The organism is Streptomyces sp. NPDC004647 (genome assembly GCF_040609575.1).
Taxonomy (GTDB): domain Bacteria; phylum Actinomycetota; class Actinomycetes; order Streptomycetales; family Streptomycetaceae; genus Streptomyces.
Genome location: NZ_JBEXKU010000031.1, coordinates 41719 through 62403, shown reverse-complemented (window position 1 = coordinate 62403; position 20685 = coordinate 41719). Strand labels below are relative to the sequence as shown.

Annotated in this window: 20 protein-coding genes and 1 tRNA gene; 16 read left to right on the top strand and 5 right to left on the bottom strand. The window is 70.7% G+C overall.

Annotated features, from left to right (window positions below; all coding sequences use genetic code 11):
* Positions 1-201 precede the first annotated feature (201 nt).
* The gene (locus ABZW18_RS16275) at positions 202-1716 is read right to left on the bottom strand and encodes an SDR family oxidoreductase (RefSeq protein WP_356187721.1); all 1515 of its coding nucleotides are present in this window, start codon (positions 1714-1716) and stop codon (positions 202-204) included.
* A 551-nt stretch (positions 1717-2267) separates the two neighbouring features.
* On the opposite strand from ABZW18_RS16275, the gene ABZW18_RS16270 reads away from it, so the two are divergent.
* The 3 genes from ABZW18_RS16270 to ABZW18_RS16260 all read left to right on the top strand — a co-directional run bounded on the left by ABZW18_RS16270 (position 2268) and on the right by ABZW18_RS16260 (position 5547).
* Positions 2268-3788: a M28 family metallopeptidase gene (locus tag ABZW18_RS16270; protein ID WP_356187756.1), complete on the top strand. Its 1521-nt coding sequence runs from the start codon at positions 2268-2270 to the stop codon at positions 3786-3788.
* Between the two features lie 690 nt (positions 3789-4478).
* On the top strand, positions 4479-4775 hold the full coding sequence (locus ABZW18_RS16265) for a type II toxin-antitoxin system VapB family antitoxin (protein WP_003955420.1): 297 nt from the start codon (positions 4479-4481) through the stop codon (positions 4773-4775).
* A gap of 136 nt (positions 4776-4911) precedes the next feature.
* A complete protein-coding gene (locus ABZW18_RS16260) occupies positions 4912-5547 on the top strand; it encodes a LytR C-terminal domain-containing protein (RefSeq protein WP_356187719.1) in 636 nt (211 codons plus the stop codon).
* 13 nt (positions 5548-5560) lie between these two features.
* Here the strand turns inward: ABZW18_RS16260 and upp are convergent, their stop codons facing one another.
* Positions 5561-6196 carry a uracil phosphoribosyltransferase gene (gene upp, locus ABZW18_RS16255; RefSeq protein WP_356187717.1) on the bottom strand — a complete coding sequence of 212 codons (636 nt, stop codon included), beginning with the start codon at positions 6194-6196 and terminating at the stop codon, positions 5561-5563.
* A gap of 108 nt (positions 6197-6304) precedes the next feature.
* Between upp and ABZW18_RS16250 the strand changes: the two genes are divergently transcribed.
* From ABZW18_RS16250 to ABZW18_RS16210, 9 genes are all read left to right on the top strand, one after another.
* The gene (locus tag ABZW18_RS16250) at positions 6305-6577 is read left to right on the top strand and encodes a hypothetical protein (RefSeq protein WP_356187715.1); all 273 of its coding nucleotides are present in this window, start codon (positions 6305-6307) and stop codon (positions 6575-6577) included.
* Between the two features lie 153 nt (positions 6578-6730).
* Positions 6731-7273, top strand: a complete 543-nt coding sequence (locus tag ABZW18_RS16245) for a hypothetical protein (protein ID WP_356187713.1) — start codon at positions 6731-6733, stop codon at positions 7271-7273.
* 34 nt (positions 7274-7307) lie between these two features.
* Positions 7308-7838, top strand: coding sequence for a tRNA adenosine(34) deaminase TadA (tadA, locus tag ABZW18_RS16240; protein ID WP_356187711.1), 531 nt, complete (start codon positions 7308-7310; stop codon positions 7836-7838).
* Between the two features lie 10 nt (positions 7839-7848).
* A tRNA-Ser gene (locus tag ABZW18_RS16235) sits at positions 7849-7935 on the top strand.
* Between the two features lie 295 nt (positions 7936-8230).
* Positions 8231-8395 (top strand): hypothetical protein, encoded by a 165-nt coding sequence (locus ABZW18_RS16230; protein WP_356187709.1) that lies wholly within the window; start codon positions 8231-8233, stop codon positions 8393-8395.
* Between the two features lie 31 nt (positions 8396-8426).
* Positions 8427-8720, top strand: coding sequence for a Dabb family protein (locus ABZW18_RS16225; RefSeq protein WP_356187708.1), 294 nt, complete (start codon positions 8427-8429; stop codon positions 8718-8720).
* A gap of 176 nt (positions 8721-8896) precedes the next feature.
* Complete coding sequence (locus ABZW18_RS16220; protein WP_356187706.1) at positions 8897-9733, top strand: RNA polymerase sigma factor SigF; 837 nt, start codon at positions 8897-8899, stop codon at positions 9731-9733.
* Between the two features lie 178 nt (positions 9734-9911).
* A complete protein-coding gene (locus ABZW18_RS16215; protein WP_356187704.1) occupies positions 9912-10742 on the top strand; it encodes an RNA polymerase sigma factor SigF in 831 nt (276 codons plus the stop codon).
* Positions 10743-10793: 51 nt separating this feature from the next.
* Positions 10794-11663: a hypothetical protein gene (locus ABZW18_RS16210; protein ID WP_356187702.1), complete on the top strand. Its 870-nt coding sequence runs from the start codon at positions 10794-10796 to the stop codon at positions 11661-11663.
* 39 nt (positions 11664-11702) lie between these two features.
* Here ABZW18_RS16210 and ABZW18_RS16205 read toward each other — a convergent pair whose 3' ends face one another.
* On the bottom strand, positions 11703-11903 hold the full coding sequence (locus ABZW18_RS16205; protein ID WP_356187700.1) for a hypothetical protein: 201 nt from the start codon (positions 11901-11903) through the stop codon (positions 11703-11705).
* Positions 11904-12119: 216 nt separating this feature from the next.
* Between ABZW18_RS16205 and ABZW18_RS16200 the strand changes: the two genes are divergently transcribed.
* The 3 genes from ABZW18_RS16200 to ABZW18_RS16190 all read left to right on the top strand — a co-directional run bounded on the left by ABZW18_RS16200 (position 12120) and on the right by ABZW18_RS16190 (position 16075).
* The gene (locus ABZW18_RS16200; protein ID WP_356187698.1) at positions 12120-12707 is read left to right on the top strand and encodes a MarR family transcriptional regulator; all 588 of its coding nucleotides are present in this window, start codon (positions 12120-12122) and stop codon (positions 12705-12707) included.
* 14 nt (positions 12708-12721) lie between these two features.
* On the top strand, positions 12722-15310 hold the full coding sequence (locus ABZW18_RS16195; protein WP_356187696.1) for an MFS transporter: 2589 nt from the start codon (positions 12722-12724) through the stop codon (positions 15308-15310).
* Between the two features lie 294 nt (positions 15311-15604).
* Positions 15605-16075 (top strand): PPOX class F420-dependent oxidoreductase, encoded by a 471-nt coding sequence (locus ABZW18_RS16190; RefSeq protein ID WP_356187694.1) that lies wholly within the window; start codon positions 15605-15607, stop codon positions 16073-16075.
* A gap of 149 nt (positions 16076-16224) precedes the next feature.
* Here the strand turns inward: ABZW18_RS16190 and ABZW18_RS16185 are convergent, their stop codons facing one another.
* Entirely contained in the window at positions 16225-16983 is a 759-nt protein-coding gene (locus tag ABZW18_RS16185) for a TetR/AcrR family transcriptional regulator C-terminal domain-containing protein (protein WP_356187755.1), read from the bottom strand.
* A gap of 331 nt (positions 16984-17314) precedes the next feature.
* On the opposite strand from ABZW18_RS16185, the gene ABZW18_RS16180 reads away from it, so the two are divergent.
* Positions 17315-18262 carry an endonuclease/exonuclease/phosphatase family protein gene (locus tag ABZW18_RS16180; RefSeq protein WP_356187692.1) on the top strand — a complete coding sequence of 316 codons (948 nt, stop codon included), beginning with the start codon at positions 17315-17317 and terminating at the stop codon, positions 18260-18262.
* 57 nt (positions 18263-18319) lie between these two features.
* On the opposite strand, the gene ABZW18_RS16175 is transcribed toward ABZW18_RS16180, so the two are convergent.
* Positions 18320-20614, bottom strand: a complete 2295-nt coding sequence (locus tag ABZW18_RS16175) for a glycosyltransferase family 39 protein (RefSeq protein ID WP_356187690.1) — start codon at positions 20612-20614, stop codon at positions 18320-18322.
* Positions 20615-20685 lie beyond the last annotated feature (71 nt).

Sequence of the window (20685 nt, the reverse complement as noted above, 5' to 3'; positions counted from 1 at the left end):
GGCCCGGTAGGGCGCGGCGCAACCGCCTTCCGAAGCTCCCGACACCCCCCGGCACCCCCGGCACGAGCGGGACTCGGGACTCGGAGGAACGGCGCGAGGAGGCCCGCGGAGGAACGGGCGCGGTCGTGTGCCGGACCTGGCCCGGCGGAGCAGCGGATCAGCTGCGCCCGGCACGGACAGCCCCCCGGTGGCCACCCTCGGTCAGCCTGCGCCGGCAGGGTTGGTGGCCTCGGCCTTGGCAGCGATGTTCCGGGCCATCCCGCCGAACACCACGGCGTGGAACGGGAAAACGCTCCACCAGTAGGCGTGCCCCGCGAGACCGTGCGGATGGAACAGGGCGTGCTGGCGGTACACCGTCCCTCCCGCCGGGCTCCGGTCGACCGTCATCTCCAGCCATGCCTGACCCGGCAGCCGCATCTCGGCCCGCAGCCGCAGCAGCCGTTGCGGCTCGATCTCCTCGACCCGCCAGAAGTCGAGATGATCCCCGACCCGCAGCCGTGCCGCGTCCCGGCGGCCCCGGCGCATGCCCACCCCGCCCATCAGGGTGTCGAGCCATCCGCGCAGAGCCCAGGCGAGAGGCAGCGAGTACCAGCCGTTCTCGCCCCCGATCCCCTCCACCACCCGCCACAGCGCCTCCGGCGACGCTCCGACAGCGCGCTCACGGTGGTCCGTGTAGAGGCTTCCGCCCGCCCACTCCGGGTCCGTCGGCAGCGGATCGCTCGGCGCTCCGGGGGCAGCCGCGGAGGGCCGGCGGGTGGCCACGTCCGCTTCGCGAATACGCTTCAGAGCGAGCCGGAGCGCTTGGTCCAGGCCCAGCAGCCCATCCGGCGGGCTCGGCACATAGCGCTCGATGTCCCGTTCCGCGCAGACCACTTCGTGCCGCAGCGACTCGACCAGCGGGCGGGCGATGGCGCCCGGCACGGGCGTGATCAGGCCGACCCAGAGGCTGGACAACCCGGGCGTGAGCACCGGCACGCCGACGATGACCCGTTTCGGCAACCCCGCGACAGCGGCGTACCGCTGCATCATGTCCTGGTACGTCAGGACGTCCGGACCGCCGATGTCGAAGGTGCGGTTCACCTCGAACGGCAGTCGCGCGCAGCCCACGAGCAGACGGAGCACATCGCGGATCGCGATCGGCTGTGTCCGGGTGCGCACCCAGCCCGGCGTCACCATCAGCGGCAGCCGTTCGGTCAGATAGCGCAGCATCTCGAACGAGGCGGAGCCCGAACCGATGATCACGGCTGCCCGCAGCACGGCGGTCGGCACCCCCGACTCCAACAGGATGCGGCCCACTTCGGCCCGGGACCGCAGATGCGGTGACAGCTCACGCTCGGGCACCCCTGCCGGGGTCAGCCCGCCGAGGTAGACGATCCGCCGGATCCCGGCAGCGCGCGCACACTCGCCGAACGCCCGCGCCGCGCGGCGATCGGTCTCCTCGAAACCTGAGCCCGTACCCAGCGCGTGCACCAGGTAGTACGCGACGTCCACACCCTCCATCGCCGCACGTACGGAGTCCTCGTCCGTCACATCCCCGCGTACGACCTCCGCCCGTCCGGCCCAAGAGTGATCGCGCAGCTTGCCGGGGGAGCGGGCCAGGCAGCGCACCGCGTGCCCCTTCGCCAGCAGCTCGGGCACCAGCCTGCCGCCGACGTAGCCGGTCGCCCCGGTCACCAGACAGCGCAGGGGCCGCTCGTCGACCGCCTCCTGGCTCATCGGTCCCGCCCGGTCCGGCACGGGTCCGCGGCCGTGACAGCCACCCGAGGCGCCCTGTCACCGACCGTGACCGGACAGCGTCCGGTGGGCAGCGCTGCGTGGAGCGTCATGTCCGCCTCCGGAGGGCTTGCTCTGCTTCCCTTTCGGCAATGCTTGAACGTACGGCCAGGCGCCGCAACCGGGCCGTACGGGCGCCTGGCCCGCCTCCCGGAACCGGTCCCGTACGCCGAGCACGGCGGCCGCGCGCGCCGACGCCTCGTCGGCTCAAGTCGCCTCGGAGACCGCCCGAACGGACGCCCGGAGATGCGGAACCTCTTGCGGACGAGTCCGCACGCACCCCAATCCGCGTCCTCCGATGCGGTCCGTCCGAGGCCGATGTCTCAAGAGGCGCCGGTGACTTGTGCCGCATACGTTCCCAGTGGGCCTCCCGCTCGCTAGCTTTCGTTGCATCGCGTTCGCATCGCGGACGCAAGCACCCGCACGCCGAACACCTGTGTCCCCGCCGTCTGCCCGGAAGGACTCCTGTGGACGTACGTCACTCGCGCCGAGCGATAGCCGCCCTGGCCGCCGCCGCTCTCACCGCCCCGCTGCTGATCGCCTCGGCCTCGCCCGCCGCCGCCCGCCCCGACGACGCGGGGAAGAAGGCCGAGAAGCTCGCCCGCAAGCTCGTCGAGAAGTCATCCGCGAAGAGCGCTCTCGGTCATCTGAAGAGATTCCAGGCCATCGCCGACTCGGCCGGGGGCCACCGCGCCGCCGGATCGCTCGGGCACGACGCCTCCGCCGCGTACGTGTACCGGCTGCTGCAGAAGGCCGGCTTCGAGGTGTCCTACGACGCCTTCGAGTTCACCTACACCGAAACGCTCGCCGAGAAGCTCTCCGTCGTCACGCCGACCCCGCGGGACGTCGTGATCAAGGCGATGACCTACACGAAGAGCACCCCGGAGGGCGGCATCAAGGCGCCGCTCGGGGTCGTCCCGGCAGACGCGACCACCGGCTGCGAGGCCGCCGACTACGCCTCCGGGACCTTCACCGGGAAGATCGCGCTCATCAAGCGCGGCGGCTGCACCTTCGCCGACAAGCAGGCCGCCGCGGCAGCCGCGGGCGCTGTCGGAGCCATCATCCACAACAACACCGAAGGGGCGCTGTCCGGCACGATCGGCGACCCCGCGGCCGGGAGAATACCCACCGGCGGCGTCACGCAGAAGGACGGCGAAGAGCTGACCGCCGAGGCCGCCAAGGGCGAGGTCACGGTCTCCTTGGAGGTCCGCGAGCTCCAGGAGCAACGGACGACCCGCAATGTCATCGCCGAGACACGCGGCGGGGATGACGACCGCACGGTGATGCTCGGCTCCCATCTCGACTCCGTAGCCGCGGGGCCCGGCATCAACGACAACGGCTCCGGCTCGGCCGGACTGCTGGAGGTCGCGCTGGACCTCGCCAAGTCGCACAAGAAGCCGGACAACACGATCCGCTTCGCCTGGTGGTCGGCGGAGGAACTGGGCCTGGTCGGCTCCGAGGACTACGTCGCGGGGCTCAGCGAGGAGCAGAAGAAGCAGATAGCGCTCTATCTGAACTTCGACATGATCGCGTCGCCGAACCACGGCCAATTCGTCTACGACGGCGACGACTCGGACGGTACGGGCGCGGGCCCGGGACCCGAGGGCTCGGCGCAGCTCGAGAAGCAGATCAACGACTTCCTCGACCGCCGGGGCACCCCTCACGAGGGCACCGACTTCACCGGACGCTCCGACTACGGGCCCTTCATCGAGGTGGGCATCCCCTCGGGCGGCACCTTCACCGGGGCCGAAGGGATCAAGACCGAGGCGCAGGCGAAGAAGTTCGGCGGCGAGGCCGGTGTCGCCTACGACGCCTGCTACCACTCGGCATGCGACACCATCAAGAACATCGATATGTCGGCTTTCGACACCAACATCGATGTGATCGCCAATGCCGTGGGCCGCTATGCGTACGACCTCAGCTCACTGGAAAAGCCCGTCGAGTCACTGCCGACCGAGGGTGACGCGGGCAGCGGCGGCGGGCTGCACGACGGCCACGACCCGGTCACCGAATAGCACCCGTCCCCCCGAAGGGAACGCAGGCGCTGAGCGCGCTCGGCCGCTCAGCGCCTGCGGTGTACCTGCCCTGCCGGCCACAGGCACCGAGCGAGCGGGCGCCTCGCGGCCGATCCGGGTGCGACCGATCGGCCCGGCGCCTCGTACGCCGACTCGCCGCCCACAGCCCGCGCATGAGGGACCGCGAGCGGGAGGTCACCGGTCGGCCGAGGACGGCCCGGACGCTTCCGCTACGGAGACGAGCGCACGGCCGTCCGGAGCAGCGCAGGGCAACTCTTTCGTGTCGAATTCGGATGCGCCGAAGAATGCGCCCGAGTACCGGCCACGCGCCCTGGTGCGAGGAGGCGGGAAGCGCCCCCGGGGTCACTCCGGCCCGTCCACCGCGGCAGCGGGGCGACCGCCGCCGGCCCTGACCCGTCCCGTCCGCGGTGAGGAGTTGAGCTGCGCCTTTTGGAGGGGACATGCCCAGCCGGACGCGGCAGAGAGACAACGCGGCGGCAGATTCCGTCCCTCGGCGGCCCTCCCGATCCGCAGGGCCCGGCGAAGGCCGGCCCACGGCGAGCTCTGCGCGGAGGTCCGCGGAGGCGGCGCTTCCACTCATTTGTCGCTCCGGTAATGCGAGCGTTTACCCACCTTTGCACTCCTGCGCCATGGCTGCGCCCGGAGCGTCAGGACCGGTAGGCTTTCCGTGTGATCTTCAAGCGCATCGGAAACGGGCGGCCGTACCCCGACCACGGCCGGGAGAGCACCCGCCAGTGGGCGGATGTCGCTCCACGCCCGGTACGCCTCGACCAGCTCGTCACCACCAAGGGCCAGCTGGACCTCGAGACCCTTCTCGCCGAGGACTCGACCTTCTACGGGGACCTCTTCGCGCATGTCGTGAAATGGCAAGGGGACCTCTATCTGGAGGACGGGCTGCACCGCGCGGTGCGCGCAGCACTCCAGCAGCGCCAGGTGCTGCACGCGCGCGTGCTCGAACTGGGCTGACGCCACCGGACCCCTCCGGGCGCTCCCTACTCCCAGTCCCTCCGTCGTGAGCGGTATTGGCCCTTTTGGGTTGGGCTGCACGCCACGCGTTGATCATTTAGTAGGCAGAGGTGCCCGGTCGGACTACGCTGCGCCCATGAGCATGCTGACTCCCCCCGGCATGGGCGGTAAGTACCGCATCACGGGGGACAGATACCCGCGGATGCGCCGGCCCCGCAATCGACGCCGGATCGTGCTCGCCGTGATCGGCACGGTGGCCGCACTCGGGCTGGCCGGATGGGGGACTCTGCAGCTCATCGACGTGTTCACCGGAGGCGGCGGCAAGGCCCGGGCGGCGGCCAAGGGAGCGGGCTGCGGGCCGCAGAGCGGTCCGAGCCCAGCTGCCGAGCCGATGCCGAAACCCGCTGAGATCACGGTGAACGTCTACAACGCGACGCCGCGCAGCGGCCTGGCCAAGCAGACCGCGGACGAGCTGAAGAAGCGCGGCTTCAAGATCGGCAAGGTGGGCAATGCGCCCGCCACGTACGACAAGAAGGTGAAGGGCTCCGGGATGCTGCTCGGCGCCCGGAAGGCGGACGACGGGCAGTTCAAGGTGCTGGGCACGCAGCTCGCCGGAGCGACGACCCAGGCGGACCGGCGCAAGGGCGAGGACATCGACCTGATCATCGGCGACGCCTTCAAGACCCTGTCGGAGAAGAAGAGCGCCGACCAGGCGCTGGTCGCCCTGTCCAACCCCTCGCCGGAGCCCTCCGGCGGTTCGGGGAAGTGCTGACCGGGCCCGCCGGTCAGCCTGCGGTTCCGTACATGCGGTCGCCCGCGTCGCCGAGGCCCGGGACGATATAGCCCTGGTCGTTGAGGCGCTCGTCCACCGCGGCCGTGACCACGGTGACCGGCGTGCCCGCCAGCTCCTCCTCCATGCGCTCCACGCCCTCCGGCGCCGCCAGCAGGCAGATCGCCGTGACGTCGTCCGCACCCCGCGCGATGAGCTCCTGGATGGCCGCGACCAGCGTGCCCCCGGTCGCCAGCATCGGGTCCAGTACGTACACCTGGCGGCCCGAGAGGTCCTCGGGCATCCGGGTCGCGTACGTGGACGCCTGGAGCGTCTCCTCGTCCCGGATCATGCCCAGGAAGCCGACCTCGGCGGTCGGCAGCAGCCGGACCATGCCCTCGAGCATCCCCAGCCCCGCCCTCAGGATCGGCACCACCAGCGGGCGGGGGCGGGCGAGCCGCACACCGGTCGTCGCCGTCACAGGGGTGACGAGGTCTGCCTGCTCGGTGCGCACATCGCGGGTCGCCTCGTACGCGAGCAGGGTGACCAGCTCGTCGGCGAGCCGCCGGAAGGTGGGTGAGTCGGTGCGCTCGTCGCGCAGCGTGGTCAGTTTGTGCGCCACCAGCGGGTGGTCGACGACGTGGATCCGCATGGCTTCGACAGTAGCCGAGCCCCGCCGCACCGGGGCCGCCCGGTCGGCCCCCGGCAGTCTGTGGCAGCGGTGGCATCAAACCATCTGATCGGGGGAAAGTGGGGACGTATGCCCGTTGAGACAGGTACGACTCCTCGGCGGGGCTCCCACGCCGACGGGGCAGGACCGTCGGCCCAGCTCGGGGAGGTGTGGCTGTTGCCGGACCGGAACCAGCCCAGTGACGCGCCCGTTCCCCAGGACGATGCGGAACGGCGCAGGCGACGCGCCCAATTCCTTCGTGAACTGAACGAGGCCAAGGCGCTGCGGGAACGCGTCAAGCCGCGCAGGGCCCGAGCGGCCCGGATGCGCCAGCAGATGCGGATGAGGACCTTTCGCTGGTAACCCTCCGATGGGTGGCGAAATGCGGTCCGGTGGCAGGACTGGTGCACGACGCACAGCGGAAGACCTCTCGCGGACGCGTTGTTTCTGCCACGATTCCGAGTGGGCGGGTCCAGAGGAGAAGACCGCTGTTCCCGCCGGACCCGGCACACGCCTATGACCAGTGGGAGAGTCACGGTGTACTTCGCCGCACTGCTCGCGCGCACCGAAGACGGGTGGGAAGCGAGCGATACAGAGCTCGACGATGTGGAGACCTTGGCCGATCTGACGGATCTGGCCCGTGAGGCATCGGTCGACGACGACACGGTGCTGGCCTTCATCGAGCAGGAGGACGCGTGGTTCGGCGTCGTCCGGGTGGACGGCGAGGAAGACCCTCGCATCTACATCTCGGATGCTGCCGCCGCCGCACGCAGCTCCTACGGGGAGATCCTGCTCACCGACGAATTGCTCGGCCGCGACCCGGACGACGATCTGGACCGCCTGGTCGACCTGGACGGCACGGAGGACGGCGAGCCCGAGGAGGACGAGGAGGACTCGGTCGACGCCGACGAGCCCGTGCCGCCCGGGCCGATCGGCGACTCCGAAATCCTCGATGACCTGGGGATGTCGGAGAAGCAGCTGGTCGTCCTGGACAGCGACGCCCTGGGCACCATCGCCGAGGCACTCGGCTGCGTGGACGTCCTGGAGGCGGTCCGCTGACCTGCACCGCCCACCGCTGACCGACACTGTCCCCATGGACGCTCCTCCCCCTGCCCCGCCGGATCCGCCGCGAGACCCGCTGCGCGATCCGTGGCGCGCGTCGATGCGCCTGGCGCTGGAGGAGGCCGCGCGGGCACCGGAGAACGGGGACGTGCCGGTGGGCGCCCTCGTGCTGAGCCGGGACGGCACCGTGCTCGGACGCGGGCACAACGAGCGGGAGGCGACCGGTGACCCGACGGCGCACGCGGAGGTCCTGGCCCTCCGCGAGGCGGCTCGCGCCGCGGGAGAGTGGCGGCTGACGGGCTGCACGCTCGTGGTGACACTGGAGCCCTGCACGATGTGCGCGGGCGCCATCGTGCTCTCCCGGGTCGAGCGGGTGGTCTACGGCGCTGCCGACGAGAAGGCGGGCGCGGTGGGCTCGCTGTGGGACGTCGTACGGGACCGCCGGCTCAACCACCGGCCGGAGGTCGTCCACGGGGTGCTCGCCGAGGAGTGCGCCGGGCTGCTCACCCGCTTTTTCCGCAGGACCGATACCGATTTCGGAGCAGAGCCACCCGTCCGCTAAGCTCTCTCTCGGTAGCGTGTCCGAGCGGCCTAAGGAGCACGCCTCGAAAGCGTGTGAGGGGGCAACTCCTCCGTGGGTTCAAATCCCACCGCTACCGCTTCGACGAAGAAGGCACCGCCCCACGGGACGGTGCCTTCTTCGCGTCCGTCCCCGCCCGTCGGATCCCGTTGCCATCGGATCACCGTCGGTGGCCCGGCCGTCGCGGCGAACAGCACCGGCACCCGGGTTCCCGCAAAAGACCCCGTACGCCGGGAGCTTGGCCCGAAGGCCGTATCGAAGATCGGATGAACGGATGCCACCGGCCTGCTGATTCGGCCGTACGTGTGGATAGACTCTCGCGACCCGCCAGGGGACAGGCGACCGGGACACCGCGGCAAGGGAGGCGGCACGGCATGGTGCAAACGAAGAAGATCGGGCTCTACGTGGTCATCGTCTTCGTGCTGTACACGATCATCACGTCTCCGGATCGGGCGGCCGATCTCGTCCAGGTAGGGTTCGAAGGCATCTCGAGCGCGGCGCACGGCGTCGGCGAGTTCATGACCCAGCTGGTCAACTGACCGGCTGCGCGTTGTCCCGAGGAGTGCCCGAATGATTCGCCACCTTGTCCTCTTCAAGCTCAACGACGGTATCGAGCGTGACGACCCCCGCGTCGTCGCCGGAGTGAAGGCCTTCCAGGAGCTGGGCACGCAGATCCCGGAGCTGGAGTTCTGGGAGTGCGCCTGGAACATCTCGGAGCGCCCGATCGCCTATGACTTCGCGATCAACTCCGCGGTCGCCGACACTGACGCCCTGAAGCGCTATCTGGAGCACCCGGCGCACCAGGCGGGCGTGGCGCAGTGGCGGGAATTCGCCACCTGGGTAGTCGCCGACTACGAGTTCTGATCCGTCCGGGTCCGAGGCCCCTCGCCGCATGGGCGAGGGGCCTTCTGCATGCCCACGCAATGCCCCAACTTGCCGCCAACACGGCGTTATACGGTGCTTGCACACAGTGCACATGTCTTGTGATGCTATGACCGCTTTTGCCGGATCAGTGGATCGAGACACCGTGAAGGGGTGGCATGACCGCATCGGCCCGTACTGCGTCCGAAGCGCCGCCGCCCCAGGAAGAGGGCGCCGGGAGGACCCGCGAGAGCCGGGGCGCAGATACCAGGGCGCTCACCCAGCTGCTCTTCAAGGAGTTGTCCGGCCTCGAGCCGGGGACACCGGAGCACACGCGTGTGCGGGCCGAGCTGATCGAAGCGAACCTCCCGCTGGTGCGCTATGCCGCGGCCCGCTTCCGCAGCCGCAACGAGCCCATGGAGGACGTGGTCCAGGTCGGCACGATCGGCCTGATCAACGCGATCGACCGGTTCGACCCCGAGCGCGGTGTCCAGTTCCCGACCTTCGCGATGCCGACCGTCGTCGGCGAGATCAAGCGCTACTTCCGGGACAACGTACGGACGGTGCACGTGCCGCGCCGACTGCACGAGCTGTGGGTGCAGGTGAACGGAGCCACCGAGGACCTGACGGTGCAGCACGGCCGCTCCCCCAGCACCGCCGAGATCGCGGAGCGGCTGAAAATCGCCGAGGAGGACGTGCTCGCCTGCATCGAGGCCGGCCGCTCCTACCACGCGACCTCGCTCGAGGCGGCCCAGGAAGGTGACGGGCTTCCGGGCCTGCTCGACCGACTCGGCTACGAGGACCCAGCACTCGCCGGAGTGGAGCACCGCGATCTCGTGCGCCACCTGCTCGTACAGCTGCCCGAGCGCGAACAGCGCATCCTTCTGCTGCGCTACTACAGCAATCTGACGCAGTCCCAGATCAGCGCTGAGCTGGGCGTATCGCAGATGCATGTGTCCCGGCTGCTGTCCCGCAGCTTCGCCCGGTTGAGATCCGCAAATCGGATCGAAACGTAACCGGAACGAGGGACCAACCCAGCGCAGATATGTCGACTTGGCGCTACAGCGTGTTGCCGACATGTGACATTCTGCTGGAACCGCGTTTGCCGCAGCCTCACCTCCGGTATTCAGGTGGAGGTTGCGTTGCTCGAAGGCAGAGCGCGCTGCGATCCGTCCGCGACCTCAAGGGGGTGGCATGTCCGTAGAACTGGGCAGCTCGAAGGTGCTCTCCACTGACGCACCGCACGTGCTCGACAACTGTGACACCATCGACACCCGCACCCTCTCCCGCTCCCTGTTCCTGCGGCTCGCCGCCCTCGACCGGAACAGCGCCGAGCGCACCTACGTCCGCGACACCCTCATCGAACTGAACCTCCCCCTGGTGCGCTACGCCGCGGCCCGGTTCCGCAGCCGCAACGAGCCTATGGAGGACATCGTCCAGGTCGGCACCATCGGCCTGATCAAGGCGATCGACCGGTTCGACTGCGAACGGGGCGTGGAGTTCCCGACGTTCGCGATGCCGACCGTCGTCGGCGAGATCAAGCGCTTCTTCCGCGACACCAGCTGGTCGGTCCGGGTACCGCGCCGGCTCCAGGAGCTCCGTCTCGCGCTGACCAAGGCGAGCGACGAACTCGCGCAGAAGCTGGACAGGTCGCCGACGGTGCCCGAACTCGCCGTGTGTCTCGGGGTGTCGGAGGAGGACGTCGTCGACGGACTCGCGGTGGGCAACGCCTACACCGCGAGTTCGCTGGACTCCCCGTCGCCCGAGGACGATGGCGGTGAGGGATCGCTCGCGGACCGGCTCGGCTACGAGGACTCGGCCCTGGAGGGGGTGGAGTACCGCGAGTCGCTGAAGCCGCTGCTGGCCAAACTCCCGCCCCGCGAACGGCAGATCATCATGCTCCGGTTCTTCGCCAACATGACACAGTCCCAGATCGGTGAGGAGGTGGGCATCTCGCAGATGCACGTCTCGCGGCTGCTCACCCGCACCCTCGCCCAGCTCCGGGAAGGGCTCATCTCGGACTGACCCACGACCGTCCGCTTCACAGCTGACGCTTCGTCAGACAAACTGTGCCCCATGCGACGGATGACGCGAGGCCTGCCGCTCCACGGCCGCCGGGACAGGGCGATCGCCTCCTCGGCGGCCGCGCTGTGCCTGGCGGCGCTGCTCGCCGGATGCGGCGGTGACGGCGCGGACGACGGGTACGTGGCGGTCGGTGCGGTGGGCCCGGGTTCCGATGGGGCGTCGGCGAGATTCGTACCGCCCGAGGGCGATGTGACGCTGGTCCCGCTCGACGGACGGGGGGACGGCAGCCACGCGCCCGGTGGTGGGGACCGGGCCGCGGCCAGGGACGGCGGGGAGCGTACCGCCGGTACGTCAGGGCCGGGCGATACGCCGCGGGGCGATGGCGGCGGGGGCGAGCGCGGTGGCGACGGCAAGGGCGGACGTCCCGGCGGCCGACCGGGCACGGGCCCGGGCGGCGGAGCCGACGACGGCTCCCCCGGCGCCGGTGGCACCACCGGCAGCGGAAGCGGAAGCGGGTCCGGAAGCGGAGCCGCAGCCGGCGGCGGCTCCGGCCGCCCGGGGGATCACGACGACGGCCCCGCCGACCCTGCCCCGCCCACCCCGAAGCCGCAGACCCCGGCCTCGCTGTCCACCGGTGCCCCGGAGCGCACGGCCACCGACAAGCGCTGGTGCGAGAAGGTGACCCTGGAGTTGCGCAACACCGGGGACAGACCGGTCACTTCCGGCACCGTCACCTTCGGCATCCACATCATCGGCGCGCTCGGCACCGACTGGGCGACCATCGGTTCGACGCGGGAGCTGCCCGCTCCGATCGACGGCGGTACGCGTCAGAAGAAGACCTGGACCGTATGCGTGGATGCCTGGCGGGTCCCGCTGGGCATGCACATCGAGACACAGGACGTCGACGTCCACTGGAGGTGACTGCGGTCCGGTGGGCCGCGGACCACTCCCTGCGGCGGATCAGCCCAGGGCGAGCCAGGCCACCGCACCGATGATCGCGACGACGGCAATCACCGCGACGATCAGGCCGGGGCGGGGGCCGGCCGACGCTGCGGGGGCTGCCCGACGCTGCGGCCCGCCCTCGTCGACGAAGGCGCGGAACATCTGAGTGCTGCCGGCCGGGTCGTGGTTGCCCTGGGGGACGTGAGGGTTGTTCGTCATGGGGCAGGACCCTAGCGAACCAGCGGGTCCGCCCCAACCCCTGGGGCCGCGCCCCGCCGTATCCGTTCGCCCGGCCGACGCGCACCGGGCTCTCTTGACCTGTGGCGAACGGAGCCTTTTCGCTTCCTTTGCTCCGCAGACCCCCGATTCATTTGCCTTCAGCAACCATTCTTTTCTATGGTTGCCCTAAGCAACTTGACGCCCGGGGGAGTGCCCATGACTGAGCAGAGTCGGTACGAGGAACTGGCCCGGCAGCTCAGCGACTTCGGCGCCGTCAAGCGCGATCTCGCGCGCACGCTGCCCCATGAGTGCCCGGCGGGTTCCACGGCCGTACTGACCCTGCTGCACCGCCACGGCGAGATGCGGATGAGCCGGCTCGCCGAACTGCTCGCGATCGACATGTCGGTGACCAGCAGGCATGTCGCACACGCCGTCGAACGCGGCTGGATCGACCGGCTGCCCGACCCGCTGGACAAGCGATCGCGGCTGCTCCGTCTGAATCCCAGCGGCGAGCGGCTCCTGCGCGAGATCTCCGACCGTTACGTGGCGAGGCTCGCCGGGGCGCTCGGGGACTGGTCCGACGAGGAGGTCGGACAGCTGAACACCCTGCTGGCCCGGCTGCGCGACAGCTTCGGCGACTGCCGGTCGCGAGGCACGGTCCACGCTCCGGGACACGGAGACGGCCACGGACACGGAGACGGCCAGGGACAAGGTCCGGGACAGGCCCAGGGACAGGAACCGCCTCAGCGCCTGGGACAGCAACAGGGAAACACCATCGACTCCACCACCCGTACACCCGCGTGAAGACAAGGAACAGAATGACAACGACCACACCAGCCGGTGTGCGGGAAGACGCAGGCACCGGCGCGCACGCCGGGCACGCCGCGCCCATGAGCCATCGGCAGATCATGGAGGCGCTGTCCGGGCTGCTGCTCGGCATGTTCGTCGCAATCCTGTCGTCGACGATCGTCTCCAACGCACTGCCGGAGATCATCAAGGACCTCGACGGGGGCCAGAGCGCCTACACCTGGGTCGTCACGGCGGCCCTGCTCGCGACCACCGCCTCCACCCCCCTGTGGGGCAAGCTCGCCGACCTCACCAGCAAGAAGACGCTGGTGCAGATATCGCTGGTGATCTACGTCATCGGCTCGGTCGTCGCGGGTCTGTCGCAGAGCACCTCGATGCTGATCGCGTGCCGCGTGGTCCAGGGCATCGGCGTCGGCGGCCTGGCGGCACTGGCCCAGATCATCATGGCGGCGATGATCTCCCCGCGGGAGCGCGGCCGCTACAGCGGCTACCTCGGCGCGACGTTCGCCGTCGCGACCGTCGGCGGTCCGCTCATCGGCGGGATCATCACCGACGCCGAGTGGCTGGGCTGGCGCTGGTGCTTCTACGTCGGCGTGCCGTTCGCGCTCATCGCGCTGGTGGTTCTGCAGAAGACCCTCAAACTCCCCGTCGTGAAGCGGGATGTGAAGGTCGACTGGTCCGGCGCCTTCTTCATCACGGCCGCGGTTTCGCTGCTGCTGGTCTGGGTGACCCTGGCCGGTGACAGGTACGACTGGATCTCCTGGCAGACGTACGCCATGGTCGGTGGTTCGGTCGTCCTCGGGGCGATCTTCATCCTCGTCGAGTCCAGGGCGAGCGAGCCGATCATGCCACTGCGGCTCTTCCGCAACAGGACGATCACTCTCGCCTCCTTCGCCAGCCTCTTCGTGGGCGTCGCGATGTTCGGCGCGACCGTTTTCCTCAGCCAGTACTTCCAGCTGGCCCGGGACGAGTCGCCGACGATGTCCGGTGTCATGACCATCCCCATGATCGCCGGCCTGTTCGTCTCCTCCACGATCTCGGGGCAGGTCATCACCAGGACCGGCCGCTGGAAGGCCTGGCTGGTCGGGGGCGGTGTGCTGGTGACGGCGGGCATCGGGCTGCTGGGCTCCGTCCGGTACGACACCAAGTACTGGCACATGGCGGCCTTCATGGTCGTCCTCGGCCTGGGCATCGGCATGATGATGCAGAACCTGGTACTCGCCACCCAGAACCAGGTGGCCCCGAAGGACCTCGGCGCGGCCAGCTCGGTGGTCACCTTCTTCCGCACCCTCGGCGGCGCTGTCGGCGTCTCGGCGCTCGGTGCGGCGCTCAGCAACCGCATCACCCACTACGTCGAGGACGGCCTGCGCGAACTCGGCCCGAAGGCCGCCGGTGCGGGCGCGGCCGGTGGCCACGGCGCGCTGCCGGACCTGGACGCCATGCCGGCCCCGGTCCGTACGGTCATCGAGAGCGCGTACGGGCACGGCGTCGGTGACATCTTTCTCTATGCGGCGCCGGCGGCACTGGTCGCCCTGCTGATGGTCCTCTTCATCAAGGAGGTGCCGCTGAGGACCAGGAGCGGTCTGCAGCAGGCCTCCTCCGAGAGCGCCCCGGACCCGGCCGCGGCCCCCGCGCCGAACGCGGAGCAGGAGCCCGCCCTCACCACGGTGCAGGAGGCCGGCGCGGTCGCGGCGCAGGAGAACATTCCGGTGGGTGTGGCCGTCGCGGCTCCGTCCGGGTCCGGCCAGGTGAGCGAATCCGCACCGGCCGGTGCGGCCGGCCCTCCGCAACTCGCCGCGTCGACCTCGGTGGGCGGCGGGGACCGTGCGCCGTCCGGCACCGCGATCCACGGCTTCGTACGGAATGCCGACAGCAGTCCGGTACCGCGGGCCGCCGTCACGCTCATCTCGATGGGCGGCCGTCAACTGGGCCGTTCCGTGGCGCACTCCGACGGTGCGTACGCCCTGGACTCCCCCGGCTCGGGTTCGTACGTCCTGATCGCGTCCGCCGTCGGGCACCAGCCGCAGGCGTCCACGGTCGTCGTCGGCGACGAGCCACTCGCCCACGACGTGCTGCTGTCCGGTACGAGCGGGCTCGCGGGCACCGTGCGCGACGCCACCGGCGGCCTGCCGGTCTCCGCGGCGATGGTCGTCGTCACCGATGTGCGCGGTGAGGTCATCGCCACGGGAAAGACCGGTGGCAACGGCGAGTTCGGCTTCGACGAGCTGGTGCCCGGCACTGTCACGGTGGCGGTGAACGCACCGGGCTTCCGCCCGCTGGCGCTTCCCGTCGAGGTCGGCGTCCAGGGTGTCACCCGGATCGAGGTCGAGCTGCGGTCCGGCGCCCGGGTGCAGGGCACCGTACGAGCCGGCGCCGACCGACGTCCGCTGCCGGACGCACGGGTGACCCTGGTCGACGCGGCCGGAAACGTGGTCGCGACCTCCACAACCGGTGAGGACGGTGCGTACACCTTCACCGACTTGGACACGGGCGACTACACGCTGATCGTGAGCGGCTACCCGCCGGTGGCGAACCCGCTGCCCGTGACCGGCCGCGGCGTCGACCGCTGCGACATCGAACTCGCCCACCCCGGCGAGTGACTGAGCCTCCCCGGCCCTCCGGGCCTGGGAGACGCCGGGGCCGGGGGGCGCGCGTGGAGCGGAGACGCGCCCCCTGGCCCACGGCGGGGGGCCACCCCGCCGCTGGGGGAAAAGGAGCCCGGCCAGGGCGGCCTGGACACCTCCACCACACCGGAGGTCCTCGCACATGAACACGACCCACGACGGTCAACGACGCTCATGGCAATACAGCTGGCGCGGCACGTCGGCGACACCGGCGCCGCGAGCGATCCCGCTGCGGCCGGCCGGGCGCCGCCGGGTCGTAGGCTTCGCGCCATGGCTCCGAACATCGCGACCAATACCACCGTGGACCTGGACCGGCTGCTGGAGTTCGTACGCCCCCGGCACCGGGCGATCCTGCTGACCACCCGCGTCGACGGCCGTCCCCAGGGCTCCCCGCTCACCTGCGGAGTGGATGATTCCGGTCGGCTGGCGATGTCGACCTACCCCGAGCGCGCCAAGACGCGCAACGCCCGGCGCGACCCCCGGGCGAGTGTGATCGTCCTGTCCGACGAGTGGAACGGGCCCTGGGTACAGATCGACGGCACGGCTGAGGTGATCGACCCGCCGGAGTCCGTCGAGCCGCTGGTGGAGTACTACCGCAACATCGCGGGCGAACACCCGGACTGGGACGAGTACCGGGCCGCCATGCTCAAGCAGGCCAAGGCGCTGATCCGTGTCACGCCGGAGCGCTGGGGTCCGATCGCCACCGGCGGCTTCCCCGCGCACCTCGCCCCACAGGACTGACCCGGCAGGACTGACCGGGCAGGCCGACCGGGCATGTCCGGACGGGGCAGAACTCCCCCCGGCAGGACCGCTGCACGGGGCTGCTGCACAGGCCGGCCCACAGGAATGGCCCACCGGCCCAGCCACCCGGCCCGGCCCCGCAGGACCGGTCAGCTCCCTGCCGTACGTCCCCGCATCGCTTCGATGCCCGCGATCGCGCAGTCCAGTGCGATGTCGAAGTCCCGCGTCCGCATCTCCTCGACCGTGCTGTCGCCCCGGGCCCCCACCATGTCCCTCGACTCCTCGAACTCCGGGCGGTCCTCGATCGCGCCCGTCACCCGGCGCAGGAAGTCGTCCTGGCTGATGCCCGCCTCCTGGCAGCGAGCCGTGAAACCACCCTCGATGGTGCCGAAGCCGTAGGCGAACTGGTAGACGAGGGCCATCGCGCCCGGCAGCTGTTCTGGCGTCAGACCGCTGGCGCGCACCACGCGTTGTGCGGCGGTGGCGAAGGCCATCGCCTGCGGCCCGACGTTGAGGTACTCGCCCATCAGCCGGGACACCCAGGGGTGCGTGACCAGCAGGTTCCGGTACGCCGCCGCCAGTAGGCGGAGGCTGTCGCGCCAGTCCGCCGCCTCGTTCTCCTCCGGCAGCGGGATCTCACCGGTGACCGAGTCGAGAGCGAGCTCCAGCAGGTCGTCCTTGGTATCCACGTACCAGTAGACCGACATCGCGGTGACGCCGAGTTCCGCGGCGAGCCGGCGCATCGAGAACTTGGCCAGACCCTCGGAATCGAGCAGCCGCACGGTCGCCGCGACGATCTTGTCGCGGTCGAGTCCGGCCGGCTGTTCGCTCCTGCGTCTGGGCGCCGGGCGGCCCTCCAGCCACACACTGGTCCGAACCGGGTCCTTCGTGCGGTCGGCAGCTGCCATGGCGCACCCCTCCTCACGGTCGTCCTCAAGGCCGTACTCCGGGCCCGTGCCGCTCCGGTGGGACCGGCCGTTGACCAGGATCGAGCGGACCCTCGGGTTCCGGTCCACCCGGGCCCTCCGATGCTATGCCGCCTTCGCAGGTCGGTCTGCCCTCCCCCCGGACTCCACCCGGGGTGCCGCCGGCCCTGCGCAGGATCATCGCGGCGACCGGTCCGCCGAGCATCACAGCCGCCGCGCCGACCAGCCGGCTCGTCTCCAGAACGACGTGTTCCGTGTGCTCCGTGTGCGGGTCCGCTACGGTCTTCGGCGCCGAGCCACCAAGGAGCCTGGGATGCCGCTGCGCCGTCGTTACGCTCGACTGCTGCTCGCCGCCGGACTGCTGGGAGGGGTCACGACGCCGCCCGCCCACGCCGATGCCGCCCGTGCCGCCGATGCCGCCGATGCCGCCGATGCCGCCGATGCCGCCGATGCCGCCGATGCCGCCGATGCCGCCGATGCCGCCGATCGGTACGTGCCACTGCGAGTGGCCTCGTACAACATCCATGCGGGGGCCGGGAGCGATCAGATGTTCGATCTCCCGCGCACAGCCAAGGCGATCCGCGCGCTCGACGCCGATGTGATCGGTCTTCAGGAGGTCGACGTCCACTGGGGCGGGCGCAGCGAGTGGCGCGACCTGGCCGAGGAGCTTGCCGAATCGCTGGGGATGCGGGTCTACTTCGCGCCCATCTACAGCCTCGATCCCGCGGCGGAGGGCGAGCCGCGACGGGAGTACGGTGTCGCGCTGCTGTCCCGCTTCCCGGTGCTCGACGCCGAGAACCACGAGATCACCCGGCTGTCGACACAGCTCCCCGATCCGGTGCCGGCACCGGCACCCGGCTTCGGCGAGGTGGTCCTACGGGTGCACGGCGTGCGGGTGCACGTCTACACGACACATCTGGACTACCGCGCAGAACCGTCCATACGGCAGGCGCAGGTCGCCGACACCCGGCGCATCATGGCGGAGGACTGCGACCGGCGCGGCCGGTGCCCGCGTCAGGTGCTGGTCGGGGACTTCAACGCGGAGCCGGGTGCGGCGGAGTTGGCACCGCTGTGGGAGCGGCTGACCGATGGGGTGCCGAAGGGGGATGGTCTGACGTATCCGGCGCAGCAGCCGGTCAAGCGGATCGACTATGTGACGGTGTCGGACGGGATCCGGGTGCGCGGCGCGGCGGTGGCCGAGACTCTTGCCTCGGACCACCGCCCCGTCGTGGCCGACCTGCTGGTGCGGAGCGGGCGCTGATCGAACCGGTCGGTTGGTGGCCGGTCAGCTGGTCGACCGGCCAGCTGGTGGGCCGGGTCAGCTGATGGGCCGGGTCAGGTCGTAAAGGGTTACACCGTCCACGGTGACCTTGGTGAAGTTGCCCTCGACCCAGGAGCTGATGGAGCCGCTGCTGTTACTGCCGCCATCGCCGTTGCCACCGGGGCCGGCTCGGCCGCCGCTGATGAAGTAGTGGATCCGGCCCTGCTCCACGTACTCCTTGAACCCGGCGAGGGTCGGGGACGGGTCGCTGCCGTTGAAGCCGCCGATGGCCATCACCGGGTCCTCGGTGGCGAGTTGGTAGCTCGCGGCGTTCTGCGAGCCGACGGCGGCTGCGATCCAGGTGTAGTCGCCGGAGTTCCGCTGGAGCCGGGCGGCCACCTCGTCACTGACTTTCGCGCCGTCGAGCAGTCCGCCCATGCCCCCGCGTCCGGCTCCGGCTTCGCCGCCGGGGCCGCCCTGCTGAGCCTGATTCCGGCCTTGACCACCTATGCCGGGCGGGTTCCCCTGTGCGCCCGCGGGGGGACCACCGCGCTGCGGGCCGTTCCCGCCCTGGGAGTTCCGGCCCGGGAAGTTGCCCTGCGGGTTCTGGTTCTGCGGGTTCTGGTTCTGCGGGTTCGGGTTCTGCGGGTTCTGGTTCTGGGGGTTCGGGTTCTGGGGGTTGGGGTTCTGGGGGTTCCGGTTCTGCTGCCCCGGCGGCTGCATTCCGTCGCCCGGCCCGCCACCGCGGCCGGCGCCGCCCGGCCCGCCCGCCCCACCCGGTCCTCCCATGCCGCCCGCGACCCTCGGACCCGCGGTCACGATCGACCCGGTGTGCGGGCTGTCGACCGTGCTCAATGTGTACGCGAGCGGACCGGCCAGCGAAGCCGCGAGGCCCAGTCCGGCCACCCACAGAGCGAGTTTCCGGCTCATACGGCCCGCGAGCAACAGCCCGGCGCCCGCCGCCAGTCCGGCGCCGAGCACCGCCCAGCGCAACCACGGCAGCCAGTCCGCACTCCGCCCGAGCAGGACGTACGCCCAGACCGCGGTGACCGCGACCGTGCCGCCCAGCATCGCGGAGGCGGCGGAGCTCCCACGCCGCTCCCACAGGGTCACGGCGCCCATACCGGCCAGCGCGGCGCCGTAGGGCGCGAGCGCGACGGTGTAGTACTCGTGGAAGATCCCGGCCATGAAGCTGAAGACGACCAGCGTCATCAGCAGCGAACCGCCCCAGGCGAGGAAAGCCGCGCGGCGCGTGTCCGTGCGCTCCGTACGCCAGGTCAGAGCAAGTCCGGCGGCGAGCAGGATCAGAGCGGCCGGGAGTAGCCAGGAGATCTGGCCGCCGGTCGATTCGGCGAACATCCGCCCGATACCCGACTCGCCCCACCGTCCCCCGCCGCCGGGACCGCCGTCCCCGCCGACGCTGCCGGTCTCGTTGCCGTTGATCCGGCCGAGGCCGTTGTAGCCGAAGGTGAGCTCCAGGAAGCTGTTGCTCTGCGAGCCTCCGATGTACGGGCGGGAGGAGGCGGGCCACAGCTCGACGAGGGCAACCCACCAGCCGCCCGCGACGACCACCGTGAGCCCGGCGAGAGCGAGTTGACCGAGCCGCTTCCGTACGGACGTCGGCGCACACACGGCGTACAGCAGAGCGAGCGGCGGCAGGATCAGAAAGGCCTGCAGCGTCTTCGTGAGGAACGCGAAGCCGACCGCGACACCGGCCAGGACCAGCCATTTCGTCCCAGCGTCCTCGAGAGCCCGCAGCACGCAGGCGACCGTGACGGTCATCAGAAGCGCGAGCAGCGCATCAGGGTTGTTGAATCGGAACATCAGCGCGGCGACGGGCGTCAGCGCGAACACGATGCCCGCGATCAGCCCGGCCGCTGGGCCGAACCGGCGCCGTACGGCCACGTGGAGCACCCAGACCGTCGCGACGCCCATCAGCGCTTCGGGCACCAGGATCGACCAGGAGCTCAGACCGAAGAGCCGTACGGACAGGGCCATGGGCCAGAGCGCGGCCGGCGGTTTGTCGACGGTGATGGAGTTGGCGGCGTCGGACGATCCGAAGAACAGGGCCTTCCAGCTCTCGCTGCCGGCCTGGACGGCCGCCGAATAGAAGGAGTTGGCGTAGCCGGAGGAGCTGAGGTTCCAGAGGTACAGCAGTGCGGTCCCGGCCAGCAGTGCGAGGAACGCGAGGCGCGCCCAGCGAGGGTCTTCGGGGCTGCCACGCCAGGCTCGCTGCGCAGGCGTCGGGTGCCCCGGACCGGGTCCCCGCCCCGCTCGCCTCCCGTCTCCCCGCCCGCCCGGGGCAGGCCCGGCGGAACGAGGCGGCGGGGGCGCGCCGGCCGGGGCGGGCATCCGGCTCTCCCCTGCCGGGGGGAGCGCGGTCGGGGGGTGCGGGGGAGGGGCGTACGCGGGCGCCGCCGGGA